The sequence below is a fragment of the Flavobacterium piscis genome (genome assembly GCF_001686925.1).
GTDB lineage: Bacteria > Bacteroidota > Bacteroidia > Flavobacteriales > Flavobacteriaceae > Flavobacterium > Flavobacterium piscis.
This window is the reverse complement of record NZ_LVEN01000035.1, coordinates 119,999-141,990: the sequence shown is the minus strand read 5'-3', so window position 1 is coordinate 141,990 and position 21,992 is coordinate 119,999. Positions and strand designations below refer to the sequence as shown.

The 21,992-nt window shown below is 35.2% G+C and carries 17 protein-coding genes; 3 read left to right on the top strand and 14 right to left on the bottom strand.

Features of this window, described 5'->3' with window-relative positions; genetic code table 11:
* Positions 1-341 precede the first annotated feature (341 nt).
* A complete protein-coding gene (locus FLP_RS15460) occupies positions 342-3,860 on the bottom strand; it encodes a nitrate reductase (RefSeq protein WP_065450424.1) in 3,519 nt (1,172 codons plus the stop codon).
* A gap of 182 nt (positions 3,861-4,042) precedes the next feature.
* On the opposite strand from FLP_RS15460, the gene FLP_RS15455 reads away from it, so the two are divergent.
* Positions 4,043-4,753 carry a Crp/Fnr family transcriptional regulator gene (locus FLP_RS15455; protein WP_065450423.1) on the top strand — a complete coding sequence of 237 codons (711 nt, stop codon included), beginning with the start codon at positions 4,043-4,045 and terminating at the stop codon, positions 4,751-4,753.
* A 90-nt stretch (positions 4,754-4,843) separates the two neighbouring features.
* Here the strand turns inward: FLP_RS15455 and FLP_RS15450 are convergent, their stop codons facing one another.
* The 9 genes from FLP_RS15450 to nirB all read right to left on the bottom strand — a co-directional run bounded on the left by FLP_RS15450 (position 4,844) and on the right by nirB (position 16,594).
* Complete coding sequence (locus tag FLP_RS15450) at positions 4,844-5,614, bottom strand: alpha/beta hydrolase (RefSeq protein WP_065450422.1); 771 nt, start codon at positions 5,612-5,614, stop codon at positions 4,844-4,846.
* A 257-nt stretch (positions 5,615-5,871) separates the two neighbouring features.
* On the bottom strand, positions 5,872-6,495 hold the full coding sequence (locus FLP_RS15445) for a class I SAM-dependent methyltransferase (RefSeq protein WP_065450421.1): 624 nt from the start codon (positions 6,493-6,495) through the stop codon (positions 5,872-5,874).
* A 204-nt stretch (positions 6,496-6,699) separates the two neighbouring features.
* Positions 6,700-7,962, bottom strand: a complete 1,263-nt coding sequence (locus tag FLP_RS15440; RefSeq protein ID WP_065450420.1) for an alginate export family protein — start codon at positions 7,960-7,962, stop codon at positions 6,700-6,702.
* A 105-nt stretch (positions 7,963-8,067) separates the two neighbouring features.
* Positions 8,068-9,546, bottom strand: a complete 1,479-nt coding sequence (locus FLP_RS15435) for an MFS transporter (RefSeq protein ID WP_065450419.1) — start codon at positions 9,544-9,546, stop codon at positions 8,068-8,070.
* Positions 9,547-9,641: 95 nt separating this feature from the next.
* A complete protein-coding gene (locus FLP_RS15430) occupies positions 9,642-10,301 on the bottom strand; it encodes a response regulator transcription factor (RefSeq protein WP_065450418.1) in 660 nt (219 codons plus the stop codon).
* Positions 10,302-10,689: 388 nt separating this feature from the next.
* Positions 10,690-12,495 (bottom strand): sensor histidine kinase, encoded by a 1,806-nt coding sequence (locus FLP_RS15425; RefSeq protein ID WP_065450417.1) that lies wholly within the window; start codon positions 12,493-12,495, stop codon positions 10,690-10,692.
* 65 nt (positions 12,496-12,560) lie between these two features.
* The gene (locus FLP_RS15420) at positions 12,561-13,145 is read right to left on the bottom strand and encodes a DUF4202 domain-containing protein (protein ID WP_065450416.1); all 585 of its coding nucleotides are present in this window, start codon (positions 13,143-13,145) and stop codon (positions 12,561-12,563) included.
* Between the two features lie 306 nt (positions 13,146-13,451).
* A complete protein-coding gene (gene nirD, locus FLP_RS15415; RefSeq protein ID WP_065450653.1) occupies positions 13,452-13,829 on the bottom strand; it encodes a nitrite reductase small subunit NirD in 378 nt (125 codons plus the stop codon).
* A 251-nt stretch (positions 13,830-14,080) separates the two neighbouring features.
* Positions 14,081-16,594: a nitrite reductase large subunit NirB gene (nirB, locus tag FLP_RS15410; protein ID WP_065450415.1), complete on the bottom strand. Its 2,514-nt coding sequence runs from the start codon at positions 16,592-16,594 to the stop codon at positions 14,081-14,083.
* Between the two features lie 268 nt (positions 16,595-16,862).
* Between nirB and FLP_RS15405 the strand changes: the two genes are divergently transcribed.
* Positions 16,863-17,645 carry an META domain-containing protein gene (locus FLP_RS15405; protein ID WP_065450414.1) on the top strand — a complete coding sequence of 261 codons (783 nt, stop codon included), beginning with the start codon at positions 16,863-16,865 and terminating at the stop codon, positions 17,643-17,645.
* A gap of 105 nt (positions 17,646-17,750) precedes the next feature.
* On the opposite strand, the gene FLP_RS15400 is transcribed toward FLP_RS15405, so the two are convergent.
* The gene (locus FLP_RS15400) at positions 17,751-19,031 is read right to left on the bottom strand and encodes a DUF2130 domain-containing protein (RefSeq protein ID WP_065450413.1); all 1,281 of its coding nucleotides are present in this window, start codon (positions 19,029-19,031) and stop codon (positions 17,751-17,753) included.
* 169 nt (positions 19,032-19,200) lie between these two features.
* On the bottom strand, positions 19,201-20,079 hold the full coding sequence (locus FLP_RS15395; protein ID WP_065450412.1) for a LysR family transcriptional regulator: 879 nt from the start codon (positions 20,077-20,079) through the stop codon (positions 19,201-19,203).
* Positions 20,080-20,348: 269 nt separating this feature from the next.
* Between FLP_RS15395 and FLP_RS15390 the strand changes: the two genes are divergently transcribed.
* Positions 20,349-21,056, top strand: a complete 708-nt coding sequence (locus FLP_RS15390) for a class I SAM-dependent methyltransferase (protein ID WP_065450411.1) — start codon at positions 20,349-20,351, stop codon at positions 21,054-21,056.
* A gap of 124 nt (positions 21,057-21,180) precedes the next feature.
* Here the strand turns inward: FLP_RS15390 and FLP_RS15385 are convergent, their stop codons facing one another.
* Together FLP_RS15385 and FLP_RS15380 are read right to left on the bottom strand one after the other, a co-directional pair.
* Positions 21,181-21,648: a DUF3291 domain-containing protein gene (locus FLP_RS15385; protein ID WP_065450410.1), complete on the bottom strand. Its 468-nt coding sequence runs from the start codon at positions 21,646-21,648 to the stop codon at positions 21,181-21,183.
* Between the two features lie 58 nt (positions 21,649-21,706).
* The gene (locus FLP_RS15380) at positions 21,707-21,985 is read right to left on the bottom strand and encodes a putative quinol monooxygenase (RefSeq protein ID WP_065450409.1); all 279 of its coding nucleotides are present in this window, start codon (positions 21,983-21,985) and stop codon (positions 21,707-21,709) included.
* Positions 21,986-21,992: the final 7 nt, after the last annotated feature.

Here is a 21,992-nt window from a genome sequence, read left to right as displayed (position 1 = left end):
TTTCAGGTTTCAGGTTTATTTTGTTTGCTTTGGCTGTTCGGCTTTCAGCGTTGGGTCAGGTTATTAGATTGTGTTTGTTTAACCGCAAAGAGCACAAAGTTTTTTCGCAAAGTTTCGCAAAGTTTTTTAGTTTGTGTTTAATAAGTAGTCAAAGCTCGCAAAGCTTTGGGTAAAAATTTTAGTGCAAAGCTTTGTGAACTTTTTTCGATAGAAAACAAACTTTACATACTATATAAGCCTTTGCGAAACTTTGCGAAAAAACTTTGTGCTCTTTGTGGTAAAATTTATATTCAAACTAAGGCAACTTAAAAACCTGAAACCTTAAACTTGAAACATTTTTTTTAAACTCTACATTTCGCCAATATCTCCTTAACCTCTGTTTTACAACTTCCGCAGCCTAATCCTGCGCCGGTATTTTTGCATAAATCCGTAAAATTGTTTACACCGCTTTTTATGGTTTCTTCTATATTTCCGGCTCCGACCTGACTGCAGGAACAAACTAATTTTCCCAGAACAGGTTTTGCATTTGAGCTTCCTCTTAGTAATAAATTTCGCTTGTCTGATAATTCGATTTTGCTTTCGATCATGGTTTTAAACTCGGCAAATTCATTTTTATCTCCCATCAAAATAGCGCCAACAAGCAAATCATCCTTAACGATGCATTTTTTGTAATAACGTTTTTTTAGATCTGCGAAAATAATTTCCTCGTATGAATCGTCATTTTCCGGAATTTCAATATCGCCAATGCTGCACAGGTTAATGTCCTCTAGTTTTAGGATATTCATTAAAATAGAACCTTTGTAAAAACTGCTAATGTCGCCAGCTAAAAAGTTAGCCAGAATATCAGCTTGTTCTTCGGCGGCAGAAGTGATTCCGAATAATTTATTGTTGAATTCTGCTATTTCTCCAATCGCAAAAATATCAGGATTTGAGGTTTGCAAATACTGGTTTACTTTTACGCCGCGTCCGCAGGCAAGACCGCTTTCGCGCGCTATTTCGATATTCGGAATTGTTCCAATCGTATAAACAATAGCATTTGCCGTGATGATTCTACCGCTTTTTAGCGCAATTTCGATTTCATTCGGATTATCGGTTTCAAAAACAGTGCTTACTTCGTTATCAAAATAAATCTGAATATCGCGAAGCTGAACTTCCTCTGCCAATAATTTACTTGAAATTCGATCCAATTGGCGTTCCATCAAACGGGAAGCCCTTTGAATAATCGTCGTTTTAACTTTTTTGTGTTTTAAGGCTGCAGCCAGTTCTAAACCTAATAAACCTCCGCCAATAATAACAACATGTTGCTCTTCATTAGGTAAATTAGTGCTGTCAAGATGTTTTTTTAAACGATCTGCATCCTCTTTACGTCTTACGGTAAATCTGCCTGGAAGATGTAGTTGTGCATTTTCAGGAACAAAAGGTCGGCTTCCTGTTGCCATGATTAACGAATCATATGTATGTAAGTTGCCTAAACTATCTGTTATTGTTTTTTTATTAGAATCGATTTTCGTGATGGCCACGCCGGCATTCATTGTTATTTTTAATTTATTTAAAGCCTCACCATCTTTTACTTTTAATAATTGTTCCCAGCTAAATTCGCCAGTCATATATTCGGGAAGTAAAACTCTATTGTAAAACGGATTTACTTCATTCGAAAAAACTACAATCTCATCTGTTGAATTGAACTCACGATAGTTCTGAATAAACCTAAAAGAAGCAGCTCCCGCACCTACAATTGCAATTTTCTGAAATGGTTTTACATATTTGCTAATATTGACCGTTGTGTATTTAAAATCTGGTTCTTTAGAAACCGGATCAACAACCGTATTGGTTAAGTTATTGGTTCTGTTGAGATCATTTTCGAGTTGTTTACCCCAATGCATGGGCAGGAAAACGACTTTTTCTTTGATGCTGTCTGTAACTTTTGCTTTAACGCGAACTTCTCCGTTTTTGCTTGATACAATAACAATATCGCCATTTTTAATGTCATTTTTAAAAGCGTCAATTGGGTTTATTTCTAAAACCGGACTTGGGGTATGTGTCATTAATCTTGACACTTTTCCCGTTTTCGTCATCGTATGCCATTGATCGCGCACCCTTCCTGTTGTTAAGATAAACGGAAATTGCGGATTGGGTTGTTCTGATGTGTTTTCTATTGCTGTTGGTAAATTAAAAATCGCTTTTTGTGATGGCGTATAGAATTTTTTATCCGTAAAAAGTCGGGGAGTGCCCGGATGTCCGTAATCTGGTACAGGCCATTGAAAAGTTCCTTCGGTTTTTAAACGATGATAATTTAGGAAAGAAATATCAATATTGGTGTTTTTAGTTAATGCACAATGCTCTTTGTAGATTTCTTCTGCGCTGTTAAAGTTAAATCCATTAAAGTTCATTTTTTTAGCAAAGCGAATTAAAATTTCAATGTCCGAAAGTGCTTCACCGGGAGCGTTGATTCCCTTTGGTAAATAAGAAATTCGTCGCTCCGAATTGGTCATTGTACCTTCTTTTTCTAACCAACCGGCGGCAGGTAGTAATAAATCAGCATATTTTGAAGTATCTGCATTGTGCGAGATATCCTGAACCACTACAAATTTGGCATTTTGCAATGCTTTTTCGATTCGGCGGGAATCGGGTAAACTCACTAGCGGATTGGTACAGATAATCCAGACAGCTTTCATTTTACCTGATTCCAAAGCTTCGAACATTTCGGTTGCAGTTAGTCCAGGTTTATCTGATATTGCATCAACGCCCCAAAAATCAGCGACTTCTTTGCGATGTTCTGGATTTGCAATGTCTTTGTGTGCCGCGAGAAGTGTCGCCATTCCGCCAACTTCTCGTCCGCCCATTGCGTTGGGTTGACCTGTTAATGAAAAAGGCCCTGAACCCGGTTTGCCTATTTGTCCCGTCAATAAGGATAAATTTAGTAAAGCAGTATTTTTATCAACTCCAACAGCACTTTGATTCAAACCCATTGCCCAAAGCGAAATAAAACCTTTGGCTTTACCAATAATATCGGCAGCAAGTTTAATGTCATTGACAGAAATACCACAAATCTTTGATGCTTTTTCTAAAGAGGTACTTAAAACTAAGTCTTTGTATTGCTTAAAATTTTCGGCGTTGTTTTTTACAAAATCATGATCTACATAGCCTTTTTCGATGATACGTTTGGCAATGGCATGGTATAAAATAATGTCAGATCCTGGAATAATCTGCAAATGCAAATCGGCGAAAGCAGCGGTATCCGTGCGTCTCGGATCAATAACAATGATTTTTATTTTAGGATTTTTCTCTTTGTGTTTTTCTATTCTTCGAAATAAAATGGGATGACACCAGGCAGGGTTTGCTCCCGTAATCAGGAAAGTGTCTGCCAGTTCGATATCATCGTAAGCAATAGGTACAGCATCTTCTCCAAAAGTTTTTTTATAGCCCACAACGGCTGAACTCATGCACAAACGAGAATTCGTATCTATATTATTGGTTTTCAAAAAGCCTTTTACCAATTTGTTTACCAGATAATATTCTTCGGTTAAACACTGTCCGGAAATATAAAAACCAACGCTATCCGGACCATGCTTTTTTATGATAGAGGTAAAAACGGCTGCGGCGCGATCAAGCGCGGTATCCCAACTAACGCGTTCGAGCGGATATGATTTACTGCCGCGCATTTCGGGATATAAAATCCGGTCTGCTGTGTCATTGACTACGTAGTGCAAATTCATTCCTTTAGAACATAACATTCCTTTGTTTACCGGATGGTCTTTGTCGCCCGTAACCATTACGCCATTCTTGGCATCCTTGGTTACGATTATGCCACAGCCAACGCCACAATACGAACAGGTAGTTTTGATTTTGGTATTTTGCATCACAGTTTTTTTAAGTACTAGTCCTAAATCTATTTTAAAACTAAATAATTCACTTATTTATTTCTAAAACAAAAATAAGTATTTTTACGTATAAATACTTATTTTTATAATTTATTTTTCTACTTTTGATTAAAATAAAAGAGGAACAACAATTTAGTGTATTATGCATAAAATTTGAACTGATGAAAGACCCGCAGCCTATTTGTTATACCTGTACCAACGAAAATTGTTTTATTAAGAAACATTTGCACTTAGAACAGATGAAAGAATATGTTTTAAGGAAAGAAACTTTTATGTGCAAAAAATCAACTTCCTTTATCAAAGAGGGTGACCCTATAAAAGGATTGTACTTTATTTGTTCAGGAAAAGTAAAAACAATAAAAACAGGAATAAACGGAAGGGAACAAATTGTTCGGTTAACAAAAAATGGAGATACCATCGGTTTTCGCGGATTTGGAACCAGTAAGAGATATTTGATTGGTGCCTCTGCCTTAGAAGATACCGTTTTATGTAATTTTAGTAACGAAACGATGCTGGAAATGCTTCAGAAAATTCCGGAATTTACGTATGCTTTGATGTTGTTTTATGCCGATGAACTCAATAAAAGTGAGAACAATATTCGTAAAATTGCTCACATGAATGTTCGCGAACGTGTAATTGATTTGTTGCTGTATATTCACCGTAAGTTTGGACAAATAAATGACTTAATAGATATTGAACTTTCGAGAAAAGAAATTGCTGATTTTGCCGGAACGACTGAGGAGCAGGCGATTCGCGTAATTTCAACTCTAAAAAAAGAAATGCTGATAAAAACCGATGGTAAAAAAATCGGGATTTTGGCTGTACCTAAATTACGATCTGAAATTATGGAGCATAAATATTTTACTGTTTAAATTTAATATGAAGTTACAAGTAGTAATGTTTAGTCATCATAATGTAAAGACGCACAATAGTATACTTTTTTGTGCGTCTCTTTTTTTATATTACAGATTGTTGTACCAATTTAATATATAATCTGCAATTTCTTCCCAACCTTTTTCGCCACAAATAAAATGGCTTTTATTGTCATAGATTTTGACATCAACTTTGCTATTGGGATCTTTATATTGAGCAGCAATTTTTTTGGTTAAGGCTGGCGGAAATATGTTATCGTTTCCTCCGCCAATAAATAAAATAGGCTGATGCGGTTTTTTGAAATCGGCATTTGAGAAGGATTTCAATAAGGTTTCTCTACCAATTTTTCTGCTTTCAGGAACAGCAATCAGGTCGTAAGCTTTGTCTTGTTCAGGTTTTGGTAGTGTATTAAAAAAGGCACGATTGTACCAGTCTCGTGATCCTAAGTAATATCCTTTACTGGAAAAGAAATTTACTGCGGGCCAAACAATTTTTACTGTAGAAAATGGAGGGAGAACATTTTTAGGAGGCGCTCCATTGATGCTTACTGCAGCATCGGCTTTGCCTAAATCTATGAGTTTTTGTACTGCTAATCCTGCCATCGAATGCCCAATTACAAGTGGTTTTTCAGGTAAAGTATCAATGAGTTTTGCAATATTTTGTACTACATCTATAAAACCTGTATCAACAAGTTCCGGATGTATCTTTTCCCGAAGTGCTGCAGGATCACCATCGTGTCCGGGATTTGCAGGGGCATATACTGTATATCCTTTTTGCTCATAATAATTTTTCCATTCTGACCAGGTACTATCATTCACGAACATTCCGTGCACTAATACAATTGTTTTTGATTTTGCCATTATTTAGTTATTTAAAATTGATACTAATTTTAGAATAGGGCAATGCAAAATGAGAAACAACCTTTTTACTTTAGGTTGCCGCTTGTAGATAGTTTCTTTTTTTGTACTAAAATACAAATAAAAGTTTTTATTTTAACAATTGATTTTAATTTAAATAACTGTATTGTAGTTAGTTATTGTTTTTGAGAGTGAAATGATGTAGAGATGTACAGTGATAAATTTTTTGCACATCTCTACTAAACGTTTTTTTAGAGAGCTTATTTTTTCTTTCCAACAAATCGAATAACAGAACCTTTTCCGTTATGGAACAAACCTTCGTTTAATTCGATTACTTTTTGTTCTAATTGAATGATTTCATAATCAGGAAAATCAGATTGTATTTCTTCAATAGAAAATAGGGATTCAATATCTTTTGGTCCGCCAACTTTATCATTGATAGCCAGATATTCTAAATGTTTTTTGCTGAAAGCTTCAAAAATGATGTATCCGTCTTTGCGTAAATAAGTTTCTAATGTTTGGTGAATTGATGATTTAATCGTTGCAGGAAAGTGTGCATAAATTAATGCAATTACATCAAATTGTTCTGCTTGATAATTAAGGGTTTCCAGTTCCCCAACTTGGTAATCTATTACAACATTCTTTGCTTCGGCTAGTTTAAGGGCTTTGTTTTTTCCTTCGGCACTGATATCAAATGCGGAGACTTTCCAACCTAATTGGGCTGCAAAAACTGCATTTCGACCTTCGCCTTCGGCAGGGAAAAGAATACTTCCGGTTTTAAGTTTTTCTAATTGTTCTTTTAAGTAATTGTTGGGCGCTGTGCCATAGGCAAATTCTTCGCTGCTGTAGCGGTCGTTCCATCTGTCTGTCCAGGTGTTGTTCATCTTTTTTTTATTGGATTTTAAGATTAGTATTAAGAGAGACTTTACTGATTATTCTTTCAGTTAAATAAAGGAAAGATTTAGTTTTTCGTACATCAAATATACCCAATTATAAGTGCAAATGTCCTGCGTGTAGAAAACAAAAAAATACCCTTTTTCTTTTTTAGAAAAAGGGTAAATTGTATTATTTTGATTTAAAAAAAATCTTTATTTTTTCCAGCTAAAAATTCTAGGATTTACTGAAATCATTAACCACGCCCAGTTGTTGGTGTGCCCGGCATATCCCGGAGTTTTTAAAACTTCTAAAGTTTTAGTACCAAACATTTGAGAATATCCTCCTGTAAGTGTGATCTCTTTTTTGAAATTGAATCCGGCAGTAAAGTCGACCTCAGTTCCTAAATACGAATCCATTTTTTCATTAGCCACCACAACATCAGCAGCAGACAGGAATACGTGTGGCATTAAAGCAAATTGCCATTTTTTTACATTATAATTGAATTTCAAAGAGGCGTCTTGCAATCCAACACTGTTTTGATGACCTCCACCAACATAAAAATAATCCATGTAGCCGTTGAAAGCGTGATTAGTACCAAAAATAGGGTTGAATGATTTGATTACTTTGCTTGCGTCATCCTGATCCTTTCCTGATAGATATTCGTAACCAATACCTGCCTTAAATGAATCTGTAATAGCATATGCAAAGTTTAGTGCTCCATCCCATGCACTAACCTGATTGTCTGCGCTTTTTCCGGTTTGACCGTAGAAACTTAAATTACTGTCAATTTTTTTGGTTTTATAAGTCAAATAAGTACCAAACGTTTGTTTGTAGTCTACTAATAATTTTTGTGCCGGATTAGCATATTCGTAACCCGTATTCAAAACTAATAAACTAATACCTAATTGATCTACATTAGTATGGTACCAGGCATATTGCATTGCTTTATAATTACCTACTTTATAAGGAGTTTGAAAGGTGTTTTCGGCATCAGAATTATAGGCTAATCCCATATCAAGCTGGTGGTTTTTGGGATGGAAAGAGACCATCAACGCGTCGTGGCTTTGTCCTTGTTGTAACCAGTCAATTTCTCCCATAATACGTTGGTTGTCATAAGAAAGTACCTGACGACCTGCTCTTGCGCTCCATTTTTCGGATATATCATATTGTGCCCAAGCTTCAAAAACGGCTATGCCATTTTTATCTGAAGTTGTGGTTGTTCCCACATCTCCCCATGTTCTGACATTCTGTAGAGTTAATTTTGCAGATAATTGATCCTGTTTGTAATTAAAATTTAATCTTGAACGTTGTGAGACTTGAGAAGTTGCTTCTGTGCCTTCAGGAATAAGAGTTTTATACCCGTTACGATATTCAAAACGAGGTCGTAGTTGCAGATTTACATCTAATTCCTGTGCTTGAATGTCAAGACTTATTCCTACCAATAATAGGAATAGGATGATTTTTATTTTTTTCATGATTGGTTTTTTTAAAATCACAACAAATTTATCAGAAAAATAGCTCTTTTACAATGATATAAATCATATTCGAACTAATTTTTATTTTGAATATTAATTTTTAAACTATTGTCTGTCAATTACTTTTGCAAAAATAGGTGATTTTTCTTTCATGATTTTACTAATTGTGTAATGCATCCAAATTAAGCAGACAGCAGAAAAAATGAGAATAAAAATCCACGAACTGGACCAGATGCCGGTTGCAGTTAAAAGGTATCCAAAAATGATTGGCCCAAAGAAGCCGCCCAAACCGCCAATCATGCCCACCATCCCGCCAACAACGCCAACTTCTGTTGGGAAATATTCCGGAATATGTTTGTAAACGGCCGCTTTTCCTATTCCCCAGGAAATTCCTATTAAGATCACTAAAACGAGAAAGACCCACATATTCGCATCGAATTTAATAACGGTAATTCCTTTGGCCAGAAGTTCTTTTTTCTTCACCGTTTGATTTTGTTCTACCACGACTTGCTGCCAGGATGTACTGGTTGGAAAGATGGAACTTTCGCTTACATCTTCTTTCTTTTGTGCCACGGCAAAATCTGTTTCCCCAATTTTGATATTGTTATCTGAAACAGCAGTTATAGTGCCTTTTTTAGTAGCTAAAACGCCCGGGCCAGTGGTAGTAATTTCCATTTTCGGAATCATTAATAAAGCACTCAAAATTACTGATGAACTTAAAACCCAATACATCACTTTTCTGGCTCCGAATTTATCTGATAAATATCCTCCAAAAGCACGAATCACGCCAGAAGGTAAACTGAAAAGCGTTGCAAATAATCCGCCCATGACCAGACTTGTTTGATACACATTCATGAAATTGGGTAATAACCACTGCGAATAAGCGACAAAACACCCGAATACCAAAAAGTAGTAGGCTCCAAAACGCCATACTCTTGCTGATTTTAAAGAACCAAGCATTTGAGAAACGCTTTTTGTACTATTTTCTATTTTTTTATTTTTGGCGAAAATCAAAAAGGCAACTCCTATTATTAATAATGAAATGGCATAAATAACCGGCAATATTTTCCAGCCATTTTGAGGATCGTCAATAGAGAAATGATTTAATAATGAAGGAGCCAAAAAGGTAGTGATGGCAGCTCCTGCATTTCCCATTCCAAAGATTCCCAGTGCGCGTCCCTGCCATTCTTTTGGGTACCATATGGATGTATATCCTATCCCAACTGCAAAACTTGTTCCTACCATTCCGAAGAAAAAACTCAATAAGGCAAACATAAAAAAGCTGTCAGCGTAAGGAAGCAGAAATAAAGGAATCGAGCAGAGGAGGAGTAAAAGTGAAAATACGTATTTTCCCCCGTATTTGTCCGTTAAAATTCCAATGGGTAAACGCATGATCGAACCGGTTAATATGGGAATACCAAGAAGCCATCCCACCTGAACAACGCTCCAGTGGAAAATTCCGTTATCGACTAAAAAAGTTACTAAAACACCGTTTAGTGTCCAGCAGGCAAAACACACTGTAAAGGCCAATGTGTTCAAAATTAAAATTTTGTGAGATTGAGATAATGGGTTTGTAGTTTTCATAGCACTTATAATTTTTGATAAAAATAAGTACTATAACTTAGTTAAAAACTGCCAAAACGCAGTTTTTGGAAAATAATTACGTATTTATACGTAATTTATAATAAAGAATATTCAGTTGCTTTGTTCGAAAGTTCCATCAGGTTTTTTACTTTTAATTTTTTCATTAAATTAAAACGATGTACTTCGGCGGTGCGCTTACTGATATCAAGTGCTTCAGCAATTTCTTTATTTCCTTTTCCGGATAATAACAGGGTCAGGATTTCTTTTTCTCTTTTGGTAATCATCATTTCATCAGCTAAACTTTGTTTAGGTTCTAATGATGTCGAAGAGTTGGTCAACTGGCTAATTAATATAGAGGATATATCGCCACTAAAATATTTTCCGCCGGCAGCAACGGTATGCAGTGCTTTTAAGAATTCTTCTTTGCTTGAACCCTTTAGTAAATAACCATCGGCGCCTGCTTTTATAGACTTTAATACGTATTCTTCAGATTCGTGCATAGAAAGCATGATGATCTTTACATTATTATTTTCGCCTCTAAGTTTTTCTACTACCTCGATACCTGTTAAGTGGGGCATACGAATATCTACTATAAGTAAATCAGGTTTGTTTTGTGCAACGACTTCAAGAGCATCGGCACCATCAATAGCTTCGCCTACAACCTCGATGTTTGCTTCGTTTTCAAGTAATGATTTGATTCCATCTCTTACAAAAACATGATCGTCTGCCAGTACTACACGAATGATATTGCTCATAATTTACTTAAATTTTTTTTTGATTTTTACGTATATTCATCTACAAAGAAGATGCTAATATACGTAATTTTTGAATTTTAATTTCTAAATTTTTAAAATTGCAAATTCTAATATTAAAGCCAACATTAAAATATCATTAAAAAATGAATTACATTATAATTTAGATGTTGCTATTTGACGATGGTCTTGGGTTGAACTTTGACAAAGTTTTTACGTGAGCTTTATCATTTCTGGTAATTTCTGAGTAACGATAAGATCTTATGAAAGCAATTGCCTGTCTCGCCCAAATTATTATTATTATTTGATAGATTTACTTTGCGGGGCTTCGACTTCGCTCAGCCTGACAAGCTTGTGTGAGAATTGGAATTTAAAATATTTGGAATTTATTTTAAATCGGAATATTAAAAGTAATTCTTGTTCCTTCGCCGGGAATAGAATTAATAAATACACGGCCATTTACGTATTGAATTCGCTCTTTCATAAACAATAATCCCATTCCGGATTCGCTATTGCGCTTTTTGTCTACGGCGTGAATATCAAAACCTTTTCCGTTGTCGTCTACAATAATGCTTAGCAAAGTATTACTGTGCGAAAGCTGTACAATTATGTGTGATGATTCGGCGTATTTTATGGCATTATTAATGGCTTCCTGCGTTAGGCGATAAATATTGATTTCGATCAAAGAATCTAAACGCTGATTAAATTCGGTTTTGTTGTAAAACAGAATTTCTTTTCCGGTTAGTTTCGAAAGTTCCTGCGTAAGTTTTGCCAGAGAGGAAACGATGCCGTGATCGCTGAGTTCCGGAGGCATTAGATTGAAAGTTGCGGTGCGAACGCCTTTTATAATATCGAGTGATAGTTTTTTTAAATATTCGATTTTTTGAGCTGATTTTTCTTTGTCTTCCAGATTGATACTTTCGAGACTAAACTTTAAACCGGTAAGCATTTGGCCAATTCCGTCGTGAATTTCTTTTGCGATTCGGTTTTGTTCGTTTTCCTGATTTTCGACGATTTTACTCGAAATAATCTTTTGCTGATTGATTTTTTCGGTGCTGTTTTCGATGTTAAGACGTTCGACTTCCCGTTGTGCTTTTTTACGCTCGGTGATATTGAAACAAATAATTAAAAGTTCTGATTCTTCTTTTTTGATTGTTACCGGAACCATCGATAAGTCGAGCCAAAATGTCTGGGATTCTTTATTGATGATTTTAATTTCGCCCTGCCAGCCGCTTCTGTGTTTCTCAAAGATAATTCGGTCAATATTCAGTTGTTCCTTCTCATCGGTTGTTAGCACTTCAGAGAATTTTTTGTTGGATGAAAATCTCGTATAGTTTAAAAGTTTGGCAAATTTTTCTCCTATATGAATGATCGAGCCATCTGGTGCAATACGGCAATACAGCAGCGTATTTTCCATTGCGTAATTAAGAGATTTTAATTCTTTTACCGAATTTTCCTTTATTTCGCTAATAATTTCAGTGTCATAAGCGAGCTTTAAAGCTTTCTTTTGAGAAGATAAAAGTCTGGCAATCAGTTTTTCTATTTTTTTATTGGTTGGCTTAAAAATAAAGAAAAACTCCATTAGTAAAACGAAAAGCGTAAAGGCGAAAATCCAATATTCTATTTTGCGTTGTTCTGTTACTTTTTCGTGTGCTTCAAGATCGTACTGACTTACAATCTGATTCATTTTTGAAAGGAAAACGCCTTCGTTTTTTAGTATGGTCTGAACCAGTTTTTGGTTTTGGGCTAAATTGCTTTTTTGTTTTAAATTTAAAAGAAAAGAATTGGTTGACTGACTAATAGTGCTGAAAACCGGATTGATTTCGGTATATAATTTATTGAGGGTTTCGCTTTTTTCTTTTGGGAAAGCCAAACTGTCATTACCGTTTTCAAGCGCATTTTGAGTTGTTTTCCAGAGTTCGAGGACCTCTTTTAAATGCGAAATTTGTTTTTGTGAAATGGTATCTGAAACATAATGTAAAATCAAGACTTCTTTGACAATTTTCTGACTCAGCATTCTTTGCTTTCCCGAAATATTGATGATTTTAGAATCGCTTAGTTGTTGTTTTAAATTGTACTGAACCAAAATCTGACTTAGAATGACGGTTACGGCAATAGTCCAGAGTGCAAAAAAATACCAGCGGCGTAAATTTTTGAAATTAATTTTATCTGCAGCTTCCTGATTGCTTTTTTTCATTCGAAGTGAATATTTGTCTTTTACCTTAAAATGGAATTCGTTTTAAACTTGTTCCATATCTCAGATTACAATCCTAAAGAGGCTTTTATTAAATTAAGATTTTCTTCGGAATAATTGATTTTTAAGGCTTCCTGATGTCCTTTGTCAGACATTTTATCCCAGGTTTTTTTAATGATGTTTTTTAGTTTTTCATCGTCGTGTTTATGTACGAAAGGATCTAAATAATACTCTAAAAACACCAGACAAATGATGTCTTCCAGCAATTGGGTTTCGGCATCTTTTTTTAATAATTTCTTTTCGATTAAAAAAGAAACACGATCGATAAAGTCCTGATTGTATCCGGCCTTTTCTAAGATATCGGCTGTAGTTTTGGCGTGAAATTTTTTAAGGTCTTCTCTCCATCTCAAATAGCCCACACGATCCATCGGGTAAGATTCGCGAGCAACTTTCCATCGGCAAATATGTTGTGCTTTTGAGGCAATCTGAATTTGTTCTGAAGCTTCAGGTTCAAACTGCAACAGTCTTTCGTACATTCTGTTCGAATACAATAATTCCTTTGGGTATTCAGTATTTTGATCGATTTCGATATTAGGATCCTGAGCATTTTCAGCATCAATCCATTCGCTTGCTTTTTGAAAAGGTGTAGTCATTTTTTTGGTCTGATAATAGAATTTCAAATATACGTAAATTAACTTTTAAGGCTTAATTTTTTTCAGGAGCTAATCCCGATAGTAGTGGAAATCCTTTTGTGGCGAACCCCGCCACAAAAGGATTTCCACTACTATCGGGGCTAGGGCAATCATTTTCATAAGAATATTTTCGTCTGTTTTTGTCATTCCGACGGAGGAGGAATCCCCGCGAGTAGCTCTACAAAGATTGGCGTTCTTCTGTGCGGAGCTACTTGCGGGGATTCCTCCTCCGTCGGAATGACAAGATTGTGAATAAAACTAGTATTGTTAATCTACAAAGCCAACAAATACCTCATCTTCAATGACTTTAATGGGATAAGTTGCAATTTTAAAATCTTCACCGTTTAGGTTTGAACCATCAACTAATGAAAAAGTTTTTTTGTGCATTGGGCAGGCAATTTTAGGGATATCATCTGTAGATCCCGTCATTCCTCTGGCCAAAACCATTTCCATTTTATGCGGACAGGCATTTTGGCAAGCGTACCATTCGTTGCGGCGCGTGAAATTAAAAATGGCAATTTGTTTGTTTTTGTATTTGATGCAGCCGCCACGATTGGTGGGGAAATCTTCTACTTTTCCGGCTTTGAACCAAATTGTAGCATCGTTTGGATGAACTGTTTCGTATTGATTTAAGATTTCTTCCATTTCAGTAAATTTTGTGTTCCTGTTTCTTATCCCTCTTTTTACAATCAAGAGAGTTTGATGGCGCAGTAAAAAAGAGGGTAAGAGGACAGCAAACGTTTGTGATATTTTTTTTCTTTTTTTGGAGCTGAATTTTTTAATTAAAAATTGAGAATTAAAAATTAAAAATTTGTGAAAGCTATGTGTTTTTAAGCAAGTGAAACGCCTTTATTCATTTCAAATAGCTATGTTTCTATGTGTTTATTTTTTATAAGTTACAACCATGCTTTTGGCGCTTTTTGATCTCTTAACGGAACAAAAACAACATTGTCATCTTTTTCTTCCGAGTTTACAAAGTGATTGAAACGTTTTAACAATCTTGGTTTTTCAAGTACCTGTTTCCATTCGCATTCGAAGGTGTTTACAAGAGTCTGCATTTCGGCTTCAAGAGTTTCACAGATTCCTAAACTGTCTTCGATAATGACTTCTTTTAGGTATTCTAAACCTCCGTCTAATTTATCCAACCAAGTTGCAGTTCTGATAAGCGGTCCAGCCGTGCGGATGTAATACATTAAAAAACGATCTAGATATTTGATAACGGTTTCTTTGTCTATCTTTTCGGCTAACAGAACAGCGTGTTTTGGGTTGGCGCCACCGTTTCCTGCGATATATAAATTCCATCCGCCTTCAACAGCAATTAGTCCAAAATCTTTTCCTCGGGCTTCGGCACATTCGCGAATGCAGGCCGAAACTCCTCCTTTTAATTTATGCGGAGAACGAATTCCTTTGTATCTGTTTTCCAGTTCGATTGCAAATCCGGCGCTGTCGTCCATTCCGTAACGGCACCACGCATTTCCAACGCAGCTTTTTACAGCGCGAAGTGATTTTCCGTAAGCGTGACCACTTTCAAAACCATTGTCAATTAGGATTTTCCATATTTTTGGCAAATCACTCAAATGTGCTCCAAATAAGTCAACACGTTGTGCGCCAGTAATTTTTGTATATAAATCGAATTGTTTTGCCACTTCACCAATTACGATTAATTTCTCGGCCGTAATTTCCCCACCGGCAACTCTTGGTACAACAGAATACGTTCCGTTGCGTTGAATATTCGCCAAAAATCTATCGTTGGTATCTTGAGTTGTTACATGTTTATTAGCAGTATCATTATAAATACTAGAAAAAATTGAAGCTACAACTGGTTTACAAACTTCACAGCCGTCGCCTTTTCCGTGATGATCTATTACTTCATAGAAATTCTCGTATTTATTGATTTTTACCAAATCATATAATTCCTGACGGTTGTAGCTAAAATGCTCGCAAATAACATCTTTTACTTCTTTGCCAAGAGATTTTTGAGTAGCTTTTACCAGATCTGAGACCATTGGTTTACAGCCTCCACAGCCAGAAGTTGCTTTGGTATGTTTGACAACATCTGAAAAACTGGCGCAGGTCTCATCTAAAAGTGAACAGCAAATTGCGCCTTTTGTTACATTTTCGCAAGAACAAATTACAGCAGTATCGGGTAAGTCTAAAACGCTTCCTAAACTAGAACCTTCAGAACCGTCTCTTGAACCTAAAATAAGATCTTCGGGATTTTTTGGTAAGGCCATAGCGTTGCTGAAAATCTGGAAAAGAGAGTTGTAATCGCTGGAATCACCCACCAGAATTCCTCCTAATAAGGTTTTAGAATCTTTGGTAACATTGATTCTTTTATAAATTCCGCTTAATTTGTTTTCATAGATAATAGCGGTTACATCATTATTTTCGACAAATGGATCACCAAAACTCGCTACTTCAACACCAATTAATTTCAATTGTGTCGACATATCGATGGTTTCTCTCATAGTTTTGGAACCATTTAAGATTTGTTCAGCTGCTACATCGGCCATTTCGTAACCAGGAGCAACAAGTCCGTAAATGTTTTGATTGTAAAGGGCTACTTCGCCAATCGCATAAATAGAAGGATCTGATGTCTGCATCTGATTGTTTACCACAACACCACCTCTTAAACCCACTTCAAGTCCTGAAACCCGAGCCAGTTCATCACGAGGTTTAATTCCGGCAGAAATAACCAACATGTCAACCTTTAACAATTCGTTATCTGCAAACATCATTCCCGTTATACACGCTGCACCGTCGATATATTGCGTGGCTTTGTTTAGGTGAATGCCAATATTTAATTCTTCTATTTTTGACTGCAGCATATCGCTTGCACCTTTGTCTAATTGTCTTGGCATTAAACGCGGAGCAAATTCTACCACTTGCGGATTAAGTCCTAAATCCCTAACAGCTTTTGCTGCTTCAAGACCTAATAAACCACCGCCTAAAACTGCTGCTTCTGTTGCACCTTTTTGTTTTATCTTTTTGGCGTAAGCCATAATTGCATCAAGATCTTCGATGGTTCTGTAGACAAAAACGCCTTCTTTTTCGACTCCGTCAATAGGAGGAACAAAAGCTGATGATCCTGTTGCCAGAACTAAGTAGTCGTATGTATGAGTTTTCTCTAAATGAGTATGTACCGTTTTATCGTTACGATTAATATCTGTAATTAATTCAGATGTGTTGAGTGTAATATTGTTTTCTACGTACCATTCGGTTGTAGAAAGTGATAAATCGTCTGCAGTTTTTCCTCCAAAGTATTCACTTAAGTGAACGCGGTCGTAGGCTCGCCTTGGTTCTTCACCAAAAACGGTTATCTGATACTTTTCATGTCCTGATTTTGCAATGAATTTTTCACAAAATTTATAACCAACCATGCCGTTTCCAACTACTATTACTCTTATCATGATTTCTTTAATTAAGTATTACTACGCAAATATAAGTATTTATACTTATGAAAATACGTAAATAATTATTTTTTTTTGAATTGATAACGATTGTTGTTTACGTATTTTATCGTAATCTTTTACGTAATGCGGGTTTTGATTGAATTAGAAAAGTTATAACTATTATAAATTTGAAAAGATTCTAAATAAGGATTTCGAAAAAATGTCGTAAATTCATAAGAATTTTATATGTATTTTATTTAAATGGAATATTCTTAACATAAATTCTATGAAAAAATTACTTACACTTTTGCTATTATTATCATTGATATTAGGTTGTAAATCTACAGCGGGCAAAACTTCAGATGCACAAAACACTAGTTCTGAATACGGAAGTCAGGAAGATCAAATGAAATATTACTTTACGGGAACCGGGAATGAACCTTTTTGGGGAATAAAAATGGGCAATGAGAATATTGAGTTTACATCCTTAATTTCGGGAAAGGAAAAACTTGCTTTTCCTGCAACCGAAGTCATAAAGGCAATGGATGCTAATATAAAAATGTATAAAGTAAGTAATGAAACAGCAAGTGCGACAATCACGATTCAGCAATTAGAATGTCAAAATTCGATGTCGGGAGTAATTTCTCCTTATAAAGTTTCAGTTGAAATTAAAAATAACACCGAGCTTACTGATACAAAATTGAGCGGATGCGGGAATTATAACACTGACTATCGCCTTCATGATATTTGGGTTTTGGAAGAACTAAACGGTTTCAAAGTTTTTGCAACTGATTATCAAAAAGAATTGCCAAGGATTGAAATAAATTCTTCAGAAAATAAATTTATGGGTTACGGAGGTTGTAATGCAATTAGCGGGAGTATTTTTTATGAAAAAGATCTTCTGCGATTTTCTAAAGTAGTTGCAACTAGGATGGCTTGTGCACAAGGAAATAAGGAGGATCAATTTATAAAAGCGCTGCAAAGTACAACTACTTATTCTATTGGAGATAACAGATTGACACTTTCGAATCCGTCAGGAAAATTGTTAGTATTTAGAAAGGTGGATTGATTGAACTTCGATGTTTTCGAATAGTTTGTCATTCCTAGGAACTAGGAATGACAAACTTGTGAGAAATTGGTATTTGGTATTAAATTATTGGAATTAAAAAAAAAATTATTCAAATAATTCCTTAGGATCCTCTTTTTCTTCTTCAATAAAATCAAGTTCTAAAGCTCTTACTGTTTGCACCGCATTTCCTGCAATACCACGAATCGAGCCGTACATTCCTAAAGTATTATGAACGACTTTCTCGATTTGTTTTTCACGTTGTTTCCAGATTCTTTGCATCGCTCTTTTTTCAGAATCCAAATCACTTTGCATTTGTGTAAAACCTTCTACGATTCCTTCAATCTGCAAATGGAATTCGTTGCTCGTTAAAAAGTCATACAACATCGACATTTTATCGCCTTTGTTTTCCTGCGCCTGAACCGCCTGACTTACCTGAATCAAAGATTGTCGCAGAACCGCGCTTAAACCTTTAAACTCTTCATAAGTACAAATCCAGATGCCGTCGCGCATTCCCATTCGGTCCATTCCGGCTGGCATGACTTCGGTTACTAAAACACCGATATTGGCTCTTTTAGTTCGAATATCATTTTTGAATTTCTCAATCCAGGATGGCTGAAAAGCTTTGGTACGCTTGCTTTCGTAATAAATAGAACCGCAATTTTGCAGTTCGCGTGTGTTTACAATCTGAAGGCAATCAGCACCATTGGCACCTTTTTTAATTTCATCAATACTATCTAACGGAAAATTATTCGCCAGCCATTCTTCGATCGCTAATTCCATTACTTCGCCTTGTAACTGCATAGAACCTTGTTCCTGCTTGCGTTTCATTTCTTCGATTAACTTTTTCTGATCGTCAGATTGTTTTTGGTATTCTTTTATTTTTAATTCGTTTTTTTCTTCTTCCTGTTTACGGATTTTATCGCGTTCCAGAACCAAAGTAGCATTCAATTGTTTTTGAGCCTCGGCTTCGATGGCTTCTTTCATTTCCAGTTTTTCACGTTGGAGTTTCGCAATTTCGCCTGTCATTTTATTCAATTCTCGAAGTTTCTCTGATTTCTCAGAAAGTTCTTTTTCCATTAAGGTCAAACGATCTTTGTTTTCTTCTTCGAGTTTGGTTTTTAGCTTTTCGGTGATTTCTTTTTCGGCTGTCTTTTTTTCGCGTTCTAGGCGTTCAGCGAAAAGTTCATTTTCCTGTTTCTTTTTAGCTTCAAAGTCGGCTTTGGCTTTTTCGAATTGTTCATTTTTAAGTTCCAATTCTCTGGATTGAGCATTGGCTTTTTGTTGAAATTCTTTACGGATACTATCTTCCAACTGATGTTTTAATACATCATTTACATCGATTGGTGTCCCGCAATTTGGGCATATAATTGAAGATTGCTCAGCCATTTTTATTGATTTTTTAACGAGAATTATAATTTGCTAAGGTATTTAAAAGTTCTCTTTTAATGCAAAACAAGTTGTGATAAATTGTAACGTTTTTTTAGCCACGAATTCACGAATTTTTATTTTTTAAAATCTATGCGCAAACAAAAAAAAGAAATTCGTGAATTCGTGGCTATTCTTTTTTCAATAAAAACTCCACGGCAGTTTTCGTAATCTCAGAATCATCTTCTTTTGAAGTAATTAACGAAACATCCGTAAATAAATTGACTTTTTTCAGTTCAATAAAACCAATTTCGGCATCCGGATTATTCTTCGCAATGTTGGAGGGAACAATCGAAATTCCCAAACCATTTTTAACTAACTGAACAATCGAATTGATGTTGTTGGATTCGTGAACAACTTGCGGTTCAAAGCCGTAAAAAGCACAAAGCTCTAATAAAATGTCATGATAATGTGGTGCGTAATCTTTATTAAAAAACACAAAAGTTTCGTCTTTTAGTTTCGGAATCTCTTCTTCAGATTTAATTTGAATTAAATTCTTATTATAAACTACTGAAAATCCATCTTTAAACCATAATTGCGCTTTTATTTTAGGAGATTGTATAGGAGACCGAATAATTCCCAACTCGATTTTTCCTTGTTCTAAAGCGGAAATTTGTTTGGTTGTGGAAACTTCAAATAATTTGAAATTCACATAAGGAAATTTTTCTTTCAAATGTTTGATCAAATCTGAAATAACGGACGAATAAATCGAACTGATATACGCGATTCTAAATTCGCCGGAAACATTTGCAGCAATCTTTTTTGTTTTAATTGTAATGCGTTCCAAATTTTGAAACAGCTCTCTTACTTCTTTTTCAAAATATTTTCCAGCTTCGGTTAATTCGACTTTTTTATTATTTCGGTTAAATAAGCGCGCATGAAGCTCTTCTTCCAATTCCAAAATCTGCCGGCTCAATGGAGGCTGGGAAATAAATAGTTTTTCTGAGGCTTTGGTAAAGTTTAATTCTTCGGCTACAGCCAAAAAATATTTCAAGTGACGTAGTTCCATAAATACCTATTAAGTATTAATAATTGACAAAATAAGTATTTTTGAAGTATATATCAAAGTGGTAGTTTTGAGAAAAAAAGTTTTGCCACAGATTACATTGATTAGCATGATTTTTCTTTAGCCACGAATTACACCAATTTCCACAAATTCAAAAAGATAAATTAATTCGTGGAAATTGGTGTAATTCGTGGCAAACAAATTTTCCGCAACTTAAAAAAAAATCTTTTTAATCCTTTAATCTGTGGCAAAAAAAACAAAAAACAAGAACTATGAAAAAATCAACTATTGAAGAGATTAGAGAGCGTTTTGACAATGATGTCGAACGATTTTCAAATTTAGAAACGGGGCAAGTGGCCACAATTGACGCTACTATTTCTTTAGAATTAATTACGGAAGCGTCTAAAAGAATTGCTCCGAATGCTGTACACGTTTTGGATATCGGCTGTGGTGCCGGGAATTATACGTTGAAAATGTTGTCTAAGTTGCCCAATTTGAATAGTACTTTGGTTGATTTGAGTTTGCCAATGTTGGATCGAGCATTCGAAAGAGTTTCTTCAGCAACCAACGGTAAAGTAGAAGTAAAGCATGGCGATATCCGCGAAGTTGAATTACCGGAGAACCATTTTGATATTATTTTGGCCGGAGCGGTTTTGCATCATTTAAGAGATGATCAGGATTGGGAAACAACTTTTACCAAAATATTCAAATTATTAAAACCGGGTGGATGTTTTATGATTTCAGATTTGATAACGCAGGATACTGAATTATTAAATGAATATACGTGGCAACGTTATGGCGATTATTTAGAGGGAATTGGAGGCGCAGAATACCGTCAGAAAGTATTGGATTATGTAGAAAAAGAAGATACACCAAGGTCAATGAATTATCAATTGGATTTGATGAAAAAAGTTGGCTTTACCAATGTTGAAATTTTACACAAGAATATGTGTTTTGGTGCTTTTGGGGGAATAAAGTAAAAAAAAGTTTAGCCACGAATTTCACGAATTTTCACGAATTTTTTATTTTGAAATAAAGCTTTGCTTTATCGCATGAGAAAAAATTAATTAGTGAAAATTCGTGAAATTCGTGGCAAAAAATATTTTATACTTTATTTTCTAATTCTGGCTCAGAAAACTTATTTTTAAAATCAAAAACCAATTGTGAAGGACCATTTTGTTGTAGGTAATCTAATTTTTCTACGGCTTCTTGTAGTGTTGGAATATGCCCCTTTGGAATCCACCACATTGCTGTAGCTGCTTTTCCAAATTTTTGAAACCATTCTTTACGACGTCTTAAAAACTCGCTGTGAAATGTTTTGTACATATAATGTTCTAAAGTTTCAATGTTTTCCCAAACCGAAACGTTCACAATGATTTGCTCATCATTGTATGGGTTTAAGTTTGTGGCGTTATAACTGTCATCTTTCAATCTCCATACAAAACCTTCGCTGTTTTCGGCTAACTTGTTGACGATGTCTAAATTATCTACAAATTCTTTCATGATTGGATCGTTTATGCTGACTCCTTTCATTTTGGCAATATTAATTTCGGCAAGATGATATTTACTCATGTTTCACTAATTAAATAAGAAGCAAGTTAATTTATTGATGCCTAATTATTGTAACTTTTTACAATGATTGTGTTGTTTTATATACCTGAATAGGAGAGGCGACCAGACCTTCACTTTGCTTGATAAAATCCTGTAAATACGATTGATTGTTGTGGAAATCAAGACCAGCCTGATCTTTCCATTCTTCCCAAATGATAAAAACATTTTCGGTGGTATGAAGGTCGTAGCGTACACAGGCAGCTTCTTTTCTGGTTTCGGTAACCAAATGATGAATCATGTTGCGAACTTGTTCGATGTTTTCTTGTTTACTTTTGATAATTGCGGTAATAGAGATCATGATTGTG